Origin of the sequence: Streptomyces sp. CA-146814, assembly GCF_050942385.1 — a bacterium.
Taxonomy (GTDB): Bacteria; Actinomycetota; Actinomycetes; order Streptomycetales; family Streptomycetaceae; genus Streptomyces.
Genome location: NZ_CP192068.1, coordinates 1,402,546 through 1,415,533 on the forward strand (window position 1 = coordinate 1,402,546; position 12,988 = coordinate 1,415,533).

A 12,988-nucleotide genomic window follows, 5' to 3' on the forward strand; every position below is an offset into this window, starting at 1 on the left:
CCGGTGCGCTCCGGGGCACCGGTGGTGCCGGCGGCCCCGGAGCGCGGCTTCATGAACGGCCGTTCCGGGGCGTGCGTGCCCCGGAGCGGTCCGCTCAGGCGTCCGGCGCGGAGGTCTGCCGGGCGCGGGTCCGGTGGCGTACGGCGGCGGCTCCGCCGAGCGCCAGGGCGAGCAGGGCCCCGGCTCCGGCCATCGTGGAGACGGCGGTCAGCGCGGTGTCCGGGGTGCCGGTGCCGACCGCGTCGGCGAGCGCGGGGCCGGGTGCCGGAGCCTGCCCGGTGTCGGCACCCGCCGCCCCGGGGCCGTAGCCTCCCGCCTTGCCGGACTGCGCGTAGCCGGAGCCGGGCAGCTTGTCGCCGTACGCCTCCTTCACGCGGGCCCGGTACGCGTTCAGGCTGGTGCCCTTCGCGCCCACGGCCGCCGTCGCGTCCTCGTCCAGCGGCAGCACGCGGGAGGCGTCGTGGACGTACCAGGCGTCGATCTGCGGCTCCCGGAAGACCGTGCCGCCGGGGAGCGCGCGGGCCCCTTGCGCGGTGTAGCGGGCCTCGTCGTCGTCGGTGGCGATGTTCACCACCTGCCACTCTCCGCTGCCGCCCGAGCCGGGGACGGTCCACAGGGAGGCCTTCTGGCCGTCGGAGGAGACGGCGGTCGCGGCGAGGTAGTCCAGGGTGCTGGGCGCGGCCCCGGGCTTCCCGGCGACGAACGCGGCCGAGAGCGTACGTACGGGGACGGTCTTCGCCTCGATGCGCGGGGCGGCCGCCGTACGCGCCACCGCTCCCTCCCGGGCGAAGAACCGGGACAGGGTGTCCAGGGTCGCCGGTGCGGAGGCGGCCTCGTGGGCCGCTTCGAGGGTGGCGGCGGTCAGCTTGGGCGGGGCGGGCGTCCCGTCGGCGGAGGCCACGGGGGCTGCGGCGAGCAGGGCGGTGGCGGCGAGAGCGGTGGCTACGGCGAGGCGCCGGGTGGTCGCGGTCATGTCCTCACGCCCCGATCCGGTAGAGCGAGTGGGTCCAGGAGAACTGGTTGTTGTTCACGTACCAGGAGTGCGAGGCCCAGTTGTAGCGGTCGCTGGAGGGCCACGGGTCGCCCCAGTAGACCCAGCTGTTGGCGTCGTCGTAGCCGTAGATCACGTGCATGTGACCGCCGCCGGACGACCACTGGATGCGGGTCTCGATGGGCCGCTGGGCGGCTATCTCGGCCTGCACGGTCGGGTAGCGCAGCCAGCCGGTGACGTAACTGCCGGGCCGCACGCCGGCCCAGGAGAGGCCGGTCTGGACGTTGCCGAGGGTGGCTTGCGAGTTGGGGCACTCGGTGTTCTGCGAGCGGTTGAAGGAGGCGTTGCAGAACTGGTTCTGCGAGTAGCTGCGGCCGAACCAGGCGGCGATGGTGTTGCCGCCGGCCGCCCAGCACCAGTTGCTCTTCTGCTGGGCCTGCATGGTGATGTTGAGGCGCTGCGCGGCGGCGATGGAGACACCGCTGTCCGACTGGGCCGCGGTGGCGGTGGCCGCGGGGACGGCGAGGAGGGCGGCGGCCAGAAGGGCGGTGAAGGACAGCCTTCGGGGACGGATTCTTCGGTTGCGCATGGCGTTCCTCCCAAGGCGGGGGGCGGGGATCGGAGGAGCGCGTCCGGACGCTGATGAGGAGCATCGACCGTTGTCCGGAACAGGTCAACACGCTTCAATGCGGAGTGACATCACGGTGTGAACGGCGCGACGCCCGTGTGAACGGCGCAGCCCCGTCACCTGCTCCCCCGCATCCCCCGGGGGCGGTGTCGCCTCTCCCCCACGTGAACGTTCACCGGAGGCCCTTATGCGGCATACCGAGAGAGAACTGGACCGGGTGCTGGACACCGGCCCCTTCCATCTGGCCCTGCGCACCGCCCTCTCGGTGCGCGGGCTGCCGCTCCACCGGGTGCAGCACCATCTGGCGCACCGGGGCGTCAAGCTCGGTGTGACCAGCCTGAGTTACTGGCAGCAGGGCGTACGGCGGCCGCGCCGCCCGGAGTCGCTGCGGGCCGTCCGCGCGCTGGAGGACGTGCTCGCACTGCCGGACGACTCGCTGCTGCGGCTGCTGCGGGACGACGGTTCCGGTGGCACGGACGGGGAGCGCCCGGCGGCACGCTCGTACCGCTCGCTACTGGAGTCCTCGGGTGCGGTGGAACGGCTGCTGGCGGCGATGGAGTCACCGGTGGACGGCGGGCTGCACACGGTGGACCACCAGGAGCGGGTCCGGATCGGGGCGCGGCGCGAGCTGGCGGGCCGTACCTCGCTCCACGTCGTACGCGCGCACCGGGACGGCGTCGACCGCTATCTGGCGGTCCACCGAGGCGATCCGGGGTGCGACCCGTCGCGGATCGCGGTGCGGGCGGGAGAGAACTGCCGGACCGGACGGGTGCGCTGGGACGCGGAGGCAGGCGTGCTGGTGGCGGAGTTGCTCTTCGACACCCGGCTGCGGTCGGGTGAGACGTACGTCTTCGGCTACGGCTTCGAGGACGGTACGGGCGGCCCCAGCGGCGAGTACGTGCGCGGCTTCACCTTCGGCGGCGGGCAGTACGTGCTCCAGGTCGGCTTCGACGGCGCCGCGCTGCCGGTGCGGTGCCGCCGCTTCGAGCAGTCGTCGGCCGCCGCGGCGCGCGCGGCCCGCCGGGACCTGACGCTCACCGGCCTGCACCGGACGGTGCACGTGGTGGAGGAGGGGGTGCGGCCGGGGCTGGTCGGCATCGACTGGGACTGGGAGTGAGGACGGGGTGCGGCTCCGGCGTTACGGGGTGGGGTCAGGCGTCGTGGTCGTACGGCTCGTCAGGCGTCCGGGCCCGCGACGAGCTTTCCGCCGTCGGCCGTGACCGGGACTGCGGGCAGCGGGACGGTGGCCGGGCCCTGGATGACCTCGCCGGTGGTCGTGTCGAAGCGGCTGCCGTGGCAGGCGCAGTGGCCTTCGGTGCCCTCGATCTTGGTCAGGACGCAGCCGCCGTGCGTGCACTGGGCGCTGAACGCCTTGTACTCGCCCTTCGCCGGGCAGCTCACGACCAGGCGCTGCTCGCGGTAGAGCTTGGCACCGCCGACGGGCACCTCGGAGGCCTCGCCGAGCGCGACGGGCGCCGTGGGCGTGGGCGACTTGGCGTGGCCGAGCTTGGACTCGGTGGAGCAGGCGGCCGCTCCCAGCCCGGCGGCACCGGCGAGCGCGGCGCCCTTCAGCACGGTACGGCGGGCGGCGGGCAGGCCGGGCATGCGGACTCCACGGATCGTTGTTCGGGGTGGGGCGGGTGTCGCCGGGAAGCGGCGAAGGCTGGTGCCGCCGGTGACGGAACCGACGATACCGGCGGGGAACGGACGGCCTGCGGCCGGGCCCGGCCTTGGTCCTGGTCCTGGTTCATGGCTGTGGCCCCCTCCCGGGCGGGAGGGGGCCACAGTCGTCGGCTCACGCCTTGCGGGCGCGCGTCGCCTTCTTCGCGGGGGCGGCCTTGGTCGCCTTGGTGGCGGTGGCCTTCTTCGCCGCCGTGGCCTTGGTGGCAGCCGCCTTCTTGGGCGCTGCCGCCTTCTTCGCCGTGGTGGTCTTCCGGGCGGCGGTCTTACGAGCCGTCCCCCGCCCCGACGGCACCGCGGCCTCGCTGATCCGGTCCGCGTCCAGGATCCCCTGGAGGAACTTCCCGGTGTGGCTGGCCGGGACCGAGGCGACCTGCTCCGGCGTGCCCTCGGCGACGACCAGTCCGCCGCCATTGCCGCCTTCGGGGCCCATGTCGATGACCCAGTCGGCGGTCTTGATGACGTCCAGGTTGTGCTCGATGACAATCACCGAGTTGCCCTTGTCGACCAGGCCGGAGAGGACCGTGATCAGCTTGCTGATGTCCTCGAAGTGGAGCCCGGTGGTCGGCTCGTCCAGGACGTAGACCGTGCGGCCGGTGGAGCGCTTCTGGAGCTCGCTCGCCAGCTTGACGCGCTGCGCCTCACCGCCGGAGAGGGTCGGCGCGGACTGGCCGAGCCGGACGTATCCGAGGCCGACGTCGTTCAGCGTCCGGAGGTGGCGGGCGATGGCCGGGACGGCCTCGAAGAACTCCAGGCCCTCCTCGATCGGCATGTCCAGCACCTCGGCGATGGACTTGCCCTTGTAGTGGACCTCCAGGGTCTCCCGGTTGTAGCGCGCACCGTGGCAGACCTCGCACGGGACGTACACATCGGGCAGGAAGTTCATCTCGATCTTGATCGTGCCGTCGCCGGAGCAGTTCTCGCAGCGGCCGCCCTTGACGTTGAAGGAGAAGCGGCCCGGCAGATAGCCGCGCACCTTCGCCTCCATCGTCTCGGCGAACAGCCTGCGGACGTGGTCGAAGACGCCGGTGTACGTCGCCGGGTTGGACCGGGGCGTCCGGCCGATCGGCGACTGGTCGACGTGGACCACCTTGTCGACCAGGTCGTCGCCGTCGACCCGGGTGTGGCGGCCGGGGACCGACTTGGCGCCGTTCAGCTCGCGGGCCAGGTGGGTGTAGAGGATGTCGTTGACCAGGGTCGACTTCCCCGACCCGGAGACCCCGGTGACCGCCGTGAGCACGCCGAGCGGGAAGGAGACGTCGATGTCGTGCAGGTTGTTCTCCCGGGCACCGTGCACCGTGAGGCTGCGGGCCGGGTCGACCGGGCGGCGGATGTCCGGCGTCGGGATGGCCCGCTTGCCGGACAGATACTGGCCGGTGATCGACTCCTTGTTGGTCAGCAGCTCCTTGAGCGAGCCGGAGTGGACGACCTTGCCGCCGTGCTCGCCGGCGCCGGGGCCGATGTCGACGACCCAGTCGGCGACCTTGATGGTGTCCTCGTCGTGCTCGACGACGATGAGCGTGTTGCCCATGTCGCGGAGCCGGACCAGGGTCTCGATCAGGCGGTGGTTGTCGCGCTGGTGGAGGCCGATGGACGGCTCGTCCAGGACGTACAGCACGCCGACCAGGCCGGAGCCGATCTGGGTGGCGAGCCGGATGCGCTGGGCCTCGCCGCCGGAGAGCGTGCCGGCCGCGCGGTTCAGCGAGAGGTAGTCCAGGCCGACGTCGACCAGGAACTTCAGCCGCTCGTTGACCTCCTTGAGGACCCGTTCGGCGATCTTCTTGTCGCGGGCGTTCAGCTTGAGGCGGCCCAGGAACTCGGCGCACTCGCTGATCGACATCGCGGAGACCTCGGCGATGGACTTCTCCATCACCGTCACCGCGAGGACGATCGGCTTGAGCCGGGTGCCCTCACAGGTGGGGCAGGGCACCTCACGCATGTAGCCCTCGAAGCGCTCCCGGCTGGAGTCGCTCTCGGCCTCGGTGTGGCGCCGCTTGACGAACTGGACCGCGCCTTCGAAGGCGGGCGTCGTGTAGGCGCGCTCGCGCCCGTAACGGTTGCGGTAGCGGACCTCGGTCTGGATCTTGTGTCCGTACAGCAGGGCCTTCTTGGCGCGCTGCGGGAGTCCGGCCCACGGGATGTCCGTGCGGAAGCCGAGCGCCTTGGAGAGCGCGCCGATCAGCCGGCCGAAGTACTCCTTGGTGTGGCCGTGCGACCAGGGGTGGATCGCGCCCTCGTCGAGCGACTTCTCCTCGTCCGGAACGATGAGCTCCGGGTCGACCTCCATGCGCGTGCCGATACCCGTGCAGTCGGGGCAGGCGCCGAAGGGCGAGTTGAAGGAGAAGGAGCGCGGCTCCAGCTCCTCGAAGGAGAGGTCGTCGTAGGCGCAGTAGAGGTGCTCGGAATACATCCGCTCGCGCTCGGGGTCGTCCTCGGGGAGGTCGACGAAGTCCAGGACGACCATGCCGCCGGAGAGGCCGAGCGCGGTCTCCACCGAGTCGGTGAGCCGGCGCTTGGCGCTGTCCTTGACGGTGAGGCGGTCGATGACCACCTCGATGGTGTGCTTCTCCTGTTTCTTGAGCGTGGGCGGCTCGGAGAGCTGGATGGTGGTGCCGTCGACCCGGGCGCGGCTGTACCCCTTGGTCTGGAGGTCGGCGAAGAGGTCGACGAACTCGCCCTTGCGCTCGCGCACGAGCGGCGAGAGCACCTGGAAGCGGCTGCCCTCGGGGAGGCCGAGGACCTTGTCCACGATGGCCTGCGGCGACTGGCGGGCGATGGGGCGGCCGCACTCGGGGCAGTGCGGCTTGCCGATCCGGGCGAAGAGCAGCCGGAGGTAGTCGTAGACCTCCGTGATGGTGCCGACCGTCGAGCGCGGGTTGCGCGAGGTCGACTTCTGGTCGATGGAGACGGCCGGGGAGAGACCTTCGATGAAATCGACGTCCGGCTTGTCCATCTGGCCGAGGAACTGCCGGGCGTACGAGGAGAGGGACTCCACATAGCGCCGCTGGCCCTCGGCGAAGATCGTGTCGAACGCGAGGGACGACTTGCCCGACCCGGAGAGCCCGGTGAAGACGATGAGGGAGTCACGGGGGAGATCGAGCGAGACGTTCTTCAGGTTGTGCTCGCGCGCGCCACGGACGATGAGACGGTCGGCCACGCCGGTCCGCACCTTTCTAGAGAGAAACGGGGGAACTCAGCCCCCGGTCCAGGTTATGGGGGGCGCCACAGCGATGTGGGAAGCTTTGTCTCCTCCGAGCGTATAGCACGCACATTCGATTTACGGTCGCGCTAGGACACCTTCACCCGAATGAGTGGCGGAGCTAGGCTCGGCCGCATGATGGATCATGCGCATGACCTGGGAGCTGTACGCGAAGCGACCGATCGACTGCTCGACGAAGCGGGTAAGTGGGACAACGCCGCACTCGCCGAGCCGTCACGGCTGCCCGGATGGAGTCGGGGCCATGTCCTGACCCACTTGTCACGTAACGCCGACGCGCTCGGAAATGTTCTCCGGGGTCTGCCGATGTACGCGAGCAGCGAAACGAGGGACGCCGACATCGCGGCCGGCGCCTCACGCCCGCTGGACGAGCAGCTGGCCGATTTCCGGGAGAGCGCGGACCGTCTGCGGGCGGTGGCCGACGAACCGGCCGACTGGTCCCGTACGGTCGCCCTCCGCAACGGTGTGACGGACTCCGCGTCGCGGGTCCCCTTCCGGCGCCTGATCGAGGTGGAGATCCACCATGTCGACCTGGACGTCGGCTACGAGCTGGAGGACCTGTCGGCGGACTTCACGGAGCGGGAGATCGCCTTCCTCACCGACCGCTTCGCCGGCCACCCGGACGTCCCCGCCACCACGGTGACCGCCGAGGACGGCCGCACCTGGACCACGGGCGGCGGGTCGGACGGTCCGGCCGTGTCCGTACGGGGTACGGCCGCCGATCTCCTCGGCTGGCTGGCCGGCCGCCGCGACGGCTCGGCGCTGACCGTGAGCGGGGGCGCGCTGCCGGGGCTGCCGCCGTTGTAGCGGCTGTCCGGACTCCGTCCCCGCTGTACGTCATACGGATTAGGGTGATCCGTATGACGTACAGCGGAGCGGTGAAGGTCGGCGGACCGGCGAGCGTGCACGAACTGACGGATCTGATGATCTCCAAGGTCGCCGTCGGCGCGATGAACAACAACGCCTATCTGCTGCGCTGCCGGGCCACCGGCGAGCAGCTCCTGATCGACGCGGCGGCCGAGCCCGCCACCCTGCTGGCGCTGATCGGCGACGACTCCATCGCGTCCGTCGTCACCACCCACCGCCACGGCGACCACTGGCAGGCGCTGGCCGAGGTGGCGGCGGCCACCGGCGCCCGGACGTACGCGGGCCGGTACGACGCCGAGGGCATCCCGGTCGCCACGGACGTGCTCGTGGAGGACGGGGACACGATCACGGTGGGCCGGGTGGAGCTGACCGCCCGCCACCTGGTCGGCCACACGCCCGGCTCGATCGCGCTGGTCTACGACGACCCGCACGGGGCCCCGCACCTGTTCACCGGGGACTGCCTCTTCCCCGGCGGCGTCGGCAACACGCACAAGGACCCCGAGGCGTTCGCGAGCCTGCTCCACGACGTCGAGACGAAGCTGTTCGACCGGCTTCCCGACGAGACCTGGGTCTACCCGGGCCACGGCAACGACACGACCCTCGGCGACGAGCGTCCGCACCTGCCGGAGTGGCGGGCGCGGGGCTGGTAGTCGACGGACGCCTTGTGCTGCGGGCTGTGTCAGACCCGCTCAGCAGGGTCCCGGCATGACCTTCACCGTGCCCGAGGCGACCCGCGTCGATCTGGACCTCGACGGGCGCCGACTGTCCCTCCTCGACTTCGGCGGGCCTGGCCGGCCCCTGCTGGCCCTGCACGGCCACTTCTCGGAAGGCCGGACCTTCGCCCGGCTTGCCGGGGCGCTGGCTCCCGGCTGGCGGGTCATCGCGCCCGACCAGCGGGGGCACGGGGAGTCGGACCGTCCGGGCGACTACGGCCGCCGGGGCTATCTCGGGGACGCCCTCGCCGTCCTCGACCATCTCGGCCTCGGCCCGGCCGTCGTCCTCGGCCATTCACTGGGCGGCGTCAACGCCTACCAGCTCGCCGCACACCATCCGGAGCGGGTTGGCGCCCTGGTGATCGAGGACACCGGCGCCGTCGTGGAGGACGACCTGTCCTTCTGCCTCTCCTGGCCTCGCCGGGCGCCGGACCGAGAGGCCCTGGTCGCGGGGCTGGGCGCGTCCGCCCGCTATCTGGGCGACGCCATCCGCTCGTACGACGACGGGTGGGGGCTGGCCTTCCGGCCGGAGGACATGGTCGCCTCGCAGCGGCTGCTCCAGGGCGATCACTGGGGCGACTGGCTGGCCACCGACTGCCCGGCCCTCCTCGTGCACGGCGTCCGCAGCTCCACCCTCTCCGCCGGGCACGCGCAGGCCATGGCGGACCGGCGCCCGCACACCCGCCTGGTCCGTCTGCCCACCGGCCATACGGTCCACGAGACCGCCCCCGACGGGTTCGCCACCGCTGTCCGTGCGTTCCTCGGAGACCTTCCGCTCCTCGGGGAGCTTTGACGGGGGTACACGCACAGCGGCCGGGGTGGTCGGGCTCGCGCCCTTCCGCCCCGGCCGCTGCCGGTGGGTCCCTGTGCCGCCCTCGGCGGCCCGGGGTCAGCTGCTGACGCTCTCCGGCTGCTCGTCGGACGCGTCGACGGACTTCGCCTTCGCCGCCGCCTCCGCCTCCTCACGCTTCTTGTTGGCGATCAGGCTGGTGATCGTGGTGACCACCAGGACGCCGCAGATGACGGTGAGGGAGAACGGGATGGAGATCTCGGGCACGTGCACCCCGGACTCGTGCAGGGCGTGCAGCACCAGCTTGACGCCGATGAAGCCGAGGATCACCGACAGGCCGTAGCTGAGGTGGACCAGCTTCTTCAGCAGACCGCCGATGAGGAAGTACAGCTGGCGCAGACCCATCAGCGCGAACGCGTTGGCCGTGAAGACGATGTACGGATCCTGGGTCAGGCCGAAGATCGCCGGGATCGAGTCCAGCGCGAACAGGACGTCGGTGGTACCGATGGCGAGCATGACCACCATCAACGGGGTCATGACGCGCTTGCCGTGCTTCTGGATGAAGAGCTTCGTGCCGTGGTACTGGTCGGAGACGCCGAAGCGCTTCTCGATCGACTTGAGGAGACGGTTCTCCTCGAACTCCTCTTCCTCCTCGCCGGCCCGGGCCTCCTGGATGAGCTTCCAGGCGGTGTAGATCAGGAACGCGCCGAAGATGTAGAACACCCACGAGAAGTTCGCGATCACGGCGGCACCGGCGGCGATGAAGATCGCGCGGAGCACCAGGGCGATGAGCACACCGATGAGCAGCACGCGCTGCTGGAGGTGCGAGGGCACCGAGAACTTCGCCATGATCAGGACGAAGACGAAGAGGTTGTCGACGCTGAGCGACTTCTCGGTGATGAATCCGGCGAAGAACTCGCCGGACGCCTGGCTGCTGCCGAACACCAGCAGGCCGAGTCCGAAGATGACGGCCAGCGCGATCCAGACGATCGTCCAGATCCCGGCTTCCTTGGTCGACACGTCATGGGGCTTGCGCCCGATGAAGAAGTCGACGGCGATCAAGGCTGACAGACCAATGATGGTCACAGCCCAAAGGGTCCATGAAACGTCCACTGCGCCTCCGGCAGTTCGCTACGGCTACTGATCAGCGTCGTCGCTGCCGGAGGTCTCTTCCACCCTGGCACACGGGATGCGTGCCGGGCCGACGCCCCGGGACCGGTCACGGTCCGTACTGACGGGACGTCGCGTAAGGAGTACTCCCCTCCGTGGTCCGTACAGTACATGTACCACCAAGGATAGGTAAAGGAGAAGGTAAAGATGAGGTAAAATCAGCAGGTCAGATACGATTCTGTGGTCATCGGCCGGCGGCTCTGCGGGCGGCCGTGACCGCCGCGAGGACCTGCTCCAGGACGCGGCTGCCCGGTGGCGTCACCGGCGGCTCATATGTCCAGGCGTGACCGACCCAGGGGTCGGCGAGGTGGCTGTCGGCGACCGGGGTGATCCGCAGCAGCGACCGCCAGAGCGGGTCGAGCAACGGACCGTACGCACTCGCATCTTCGCGATCCGCGACCATCAGCAGATGTACGCCGACGGCCGGGCCCTCGTCCCCGAGGTAGCGGAGCTGGGTCACGGCCCGGTCGTCGAAGCCGTGCGGGAAGTCGTTGACCACCAGGAGCTGCTCGCCGGTGTCCAGGTCGGGCGGGAGCGAGTCGGCCGCGCCGGCCCGCACCGCCATCTGCACCAGGTCCACGCGGCGGGTGAGGTGGGCGAGGACCGCGGCCACGCCCTGAGGTCCGGCGGCCGGTGGTCCGGCGAGGACGCCCGCGTCGACCAGCGGCGCCAGCGGTCCCGCCGCCGAACCGGCCGGGTCGATGACGTGCACCGAGAACTCGCCGGGCGGGTACACCGCGAGCAGCCGGGCCGCGTGCAGGACGGCGGTCTCCATCGCGAGGCGGCGGAGCCGGTCGCCGTCCATGAGCGCTGCGGCCTCGGAGGCCGTACGCCCGCTGTCCACCCACATCCCCCGCTCCAGCGGCAGCCGGACCAGCAGCGGGATGCGCAGGTCGGTGCGCTCGGGCAGATGGAGGTCGCCCAGGCGCAGGGCCATCGGCAGCTCCATCGGGATGCGGTGGGCGTGCCAGACGGGGTTGTCCCAGCCGGCGTACGCGGCGGGGAGCGCGGGTTCGACGACGGCGGCCTCGGCGGCCAGCTGGGCGAGGTCGCGGTCGAGGACCTCGCGGGCCCGGGCGGTCAGCTCGTCGCGTTTGGCGCGGGCCTCCTCGCGGGCGCGGTCGCCCGCGCCGCCGATCCGGTTGCGCGGGTCGGAGAGCGACCGGTCGAGCTCCTGGTCCATCCGGGACTCGGCGAAGTCCACGGCGCTGCGGTAGGCCGCGGCGGCCCGTGCCAGGTCCTCGAACATGCCCCAGATCTGGTTGTAGAGCCGCTCGTCCATCGACCAGCCGGTGGCGTCCCCGGCCACCGGCTGCGCGGCCTGCCCGGGCTGGGCGGGGGGCGCGGTGGGCGGTGGCGTCGGCGGGGCGGCGTGCTGCCGTCGCGGGTGCGCGTAGTTGATGGGGCCGCCGGGGGCGGGGGCGGCGGCCGTGTCGGTGCTGGTGACGGTCGGCGGTTGCGCGGGGGTGGCTGCCGGGGGCGTGGCGGGCGCGGGGCCGGGGTCCGGCGGCCCGGACGCCTGTCGTACGCGGTCGCCTTCGGGTGTGCGGGGCGGTGGCGGGGCCACCGAGCGGGCCAGGGAGCGGGCCACCGCCTCCTGGATGGACGCGGCCAGCTCGGCCGCTCCGGACAGGCCCTGGTCGGCGAGCATCTCGGCCAGCCCGGCCGCGTACCCCTGGCCGACAGCCCGGACCTTCCAGGCGTCCTGGCGGCGGTAGAGCTCCAGGGCGGTGACCGCCGACTCGCTGTCGAGACCGGTGAGAGTGAAGGTGGCGATCTCGGTGCCGTCGAGCCCGGTGACGGCGACGAAGGGCGCGGCGGTGGCGCCGAACCGGGCCGGGCCGCCGACGCCGACCGGGAGGGCGAGCAGCACGGTGACCCGGTGCACCGCCTCGGGCAGCGCCTCCAGGTCGACGGCGAGGCGGTGGCCGGCCGCGGCCTGCTGGGAGACTTCGAGGCCGGGGAGCTGGGGCGAGCCAGGGTGGGCGATCCACTCGGCGCCGCGCACCACGCCCCTCTCGTCGCCGAGGGTGGCGCCGGCCACGACGGGTGAGCCCGCGGACACCCGGATCTCCAGACGGGTCTGGGGCAAGGTGTGGTTCTGCCCGCGGACCAGTTCGGCCGTCATTGCGCTGTCCCCCTCGACGATGTGTGCTGTGCCCGCGCACCACGCGCGGTGCGGCTCCCGGAGGCGGGTGCCTCCGGGAGCCGCAGGTGCCGGTGCCGGCCTGAATCCGGTCCGGCCGTCCTACAGGTGGGGCAGGATGGACGGCATCAGGTCCTGGAAGGTGCGGCCGTTGGCCGGGTTTCCGAGGGCCGTCATCTGCCAGCCGCTGCCCGCGCGGTGCACCTTGGCCATGATCTGGGCGGTGTACTGGCCGCCGCCGTCCAGCGTGTACCGGGCGAGCTCCTGGCCGTTGGTCTCGTCCACGATGCGGCAGAAGGCGTGTCGCACCTCCTGGAACGTCTGGCCGGTGAAGGAGTTCACCGTGAAGACGATCTGGTCGATGTGGACCGGGACGCGCTGGAGGTCGACGAGGATCGCCTCGTCGTCGCCGCCGGAGCCGGCGCCGCCGACCAGGTTGTCGCCGGTGTGCTTGACCGAGCCGTCGTCGCTGACGAGGTGACGGAAGAACACGACATCGACCGGCTGCTTGTCGGCGAAGAGCACCGCCGAGGCGTCCAGGTCGATCTCGCGGGTGCGCGAGCCGAACAGACCGCGGCGCGGAGCCGCCTGCCAGCCGAGCCCCATCCGTACCGCCGTCAGGGTCCCCCCGTCACTCTTCTGCAGGCTGATGGCCTGACCCTTGGTCATGTTGACCGTCACGCGCTGTCCCCTCTCGGCATTGCCCCGCAACCGTCGGTGTGCGGTTTCCCCGCACCCTACGCATTCCCCCCGGCGCGGCAGCAGGTTCGGTCCGTTTTTGTGTCG

At 71.5% G+C, this 12,988-nt stretch carries 11 protein-coding genes; 4 read left to right on the plus strand and 7 right to left on the minus strand.

All coding sequences use genetic code 11. The annotated features are described in order from the left end of the window. Positions 1-94: 94 nt before the first annotated feature. Both ACQP09_RS06215 and ACQP09_RS06220 read right to left on the minus strand, forming a co-directional pair. A complete protein-coding gene (locus ACQP09_RS06215; protein WP_433396594.1) occupies positions 95-973 on the minus strand; it encodes a hypothetical protein in 879 nt (292 codons plus the stop codon). A gap of 4 nt (positions 974-977) precedes the next feature. Next, a complete protein-coding gene (locus ACQP09_RS06220; protein ID WP_433396595.1) occupies positions 978-1,580 on the minus strand; it encodes a papain-like cysteine protease family protein in 603 nt (200 codons plus the stop codon). Between the two features lie 226 nt (positions 1,581-1,806). On the opposite strand from ACQP09_RS06220, the gene ACQP09_RS06225 reads away from it, so the two are divergent. Further along, a complete protein-coding gene (locus ACQP09_RS06225; RefSeq protein WP_433396596.1) occupies positions 1,807-2,736 on the plus strand; it encodes a hypothetical protein in 930 nt (309 codons plus the stop codon). 59 nt (positions 2,737-2,795) lie between these two features. On the opposite strand, the gene ACQP09_RS06230 is transcribed toward ACQP09_RS06225, so the two are convergent. After that, positions 2,796-3,224 carry a Rieske (2Fe-2S) protein gene (locus ACQP09_RS06230; protein WP_356748619.1) on the minus strand — a complete coding sequence of 143 codons (429 nt, stop codon included), beginning with the start codon at positions 3,222-3,224 and terminating at the stop codon, positions 2,796-2,798. A gap of 190 nt (positions 3,225-3,414) precedes the next feature. Next, positions 3,415-6,456 (minus strand): excinuclease ABC subunit UvrA, encoded by a 3,042-nt coding sequence (uvrA, locus tag ACQP09_RS06235; protein ID WP_433396599.1) that lies wholly within the window; start codon positions 6,454-6,456, stop codon positions 3,415-3,417. A 177-nt stretch (positions 6,457-6,633) separates the two neighbouring features. Here uvrA and ACQP09_RS06240 point away from each other — a divergent pair, with 177 nt between their 5' ends. From ACQP09_RS06240 to ACQP09_RS06250, 3 genes are read left to right on the plus strand one after another with little or no spacing between them, the layout of a single operon-like run. After that, entirely contained in the window at positions 6,634-7,323 is a 690-nt protein-coding gene (locus tag ACQP09_RS06240) for a maleylpyruvate isomerase family mycothiol-dependent enzyme (protein WP_433396601.1), read from the plus strand. A gap of 53 nt (positions 7,324-7,376) precedes the next feature. Next, on the plus strand, positions 7,377-8,033 hold the full coding sequence (locus tag ACQP09_RS06245) for an MBL fold metallo-hydrolase (RefSeq protein ID WP_433396603.1): 657 nt from the start codon (positions 7,377-7,379) through the stop codon (positions 8,031-8,033). 55 nt (positions 8,034-8,088) lie between these two features. Beyond that, the gene (locus ACQP09_RS06250; protein WP_433396604.1) at positions 8,089-8,889 is read left to right on the plus strand and encodes an alpha/beta fold hydrolase; all 801 of its coding nucleotides are present in this window, start codon (positions 8,089-8,091) and stop codon (positions 8,887-8,889) included. Positions 8,890-8,985: 96 nt separating this feature from the next. Here ACQP09_RS06250 and ACQP09_RS06255 read toward each other — a convergent pair whose 3' ends face one another. From ACQP09_RS06255 to ACQP09_RS06265, 3 genes are all read right to left on the minus strand, one after another. Continuing rightward, positions 8,986-9,999 (minus strand): TerC family protein, encoded by a 1,014-nt coding sequence (locus ACQP09_RS06255; protein WP_433396605.1) that lies wholly within the window; start codon positions 9,997-9,999, stop codon positions 8,986-8,988. Positions 10,000-10,240: 241 nt separating this feature from the next. Beyond that, entirely contained in the window at positions 10,241-12,184 is a 1,944-nt protein-coding gene (locus tag ACQP09_RS06260; RefSeq protein WP_433396607.1) for a TerD family protein, read from the minus strand. 120 nt (positions 12,185-12,304) lie between these two features. Further along, complete coding sequence (locus tag ACQP09_RS06265) at positions 12,305-12,883, minus strand: TerD family protein (RefSeq protein ID WP_015607863.1); 579 nt, start codon at positions 12,881-12,883, stop codon at positions 12,305-12,307. Between the last annotated feature and the right edge of the window lie 105 nt (positions 12,884-12,988).

Bases quoted from the DNA above. Each gene is read 5' to 3' on its own strand.
- ACQP09_RS06215 (WP_433396594.1), bottom strand. From the start codon at position 973: ATGACCGCGACCACCCGGCGCCTCGCCGTAGCCACCGCTCTCGCCGCC.
- ACQP09_RS06220 (WP_433396595.1), bottom strand. From the start codon at position 1,580: ATGCGCAACCGAAGAATCCGTCCCCGAAGGCTGTCCTTCACCGCCCTT.
- ACQP09_RS06240 (WP_433396601.1), top strand. From the start codon at position 6,634: ATGATGGATCATGCGCATGACCTGGGAGCTGTACGCGAAGCGACCGAT.
- ACQP09_RS06225 (WP_433396596.1), top strand. From the start codon at position 1,807: ATGCGGCATACCGAGAGAGAACTGGACCGGGTGCTGGACACCGGCCCC.
- ACQP09_RS06245 (WP_433396603.1), top strand. From the start codon at position 7,377: ATGACGTACAGCGGAGCGGTGAAGGTCGGCGGACCGGCGAGCGTGCAC.
- ACQP09_RS06260 (WP_433396607.1), bottom strand. From the start codon at position 12,184: ATGACGGCCGAACTGGTCCGCGGGCAGAACCACACCTTGCCCCAGACC.
- ACQP09_RS06250 (WP_433396604.1), top strand. From the start codon at position 8,089: ATGACCTTCACCGTGCCCGAGGCGACCCGCGTCGATCTGGACCTCGAC.
- ACQP09_RS06230 (WP_356748619.1), bottom strand. From the start codon at position 3,224: ATGCCCGGCCTGCCCGCCGCCCGCCGTACCGTGCTGAAGGGCGCCGCG.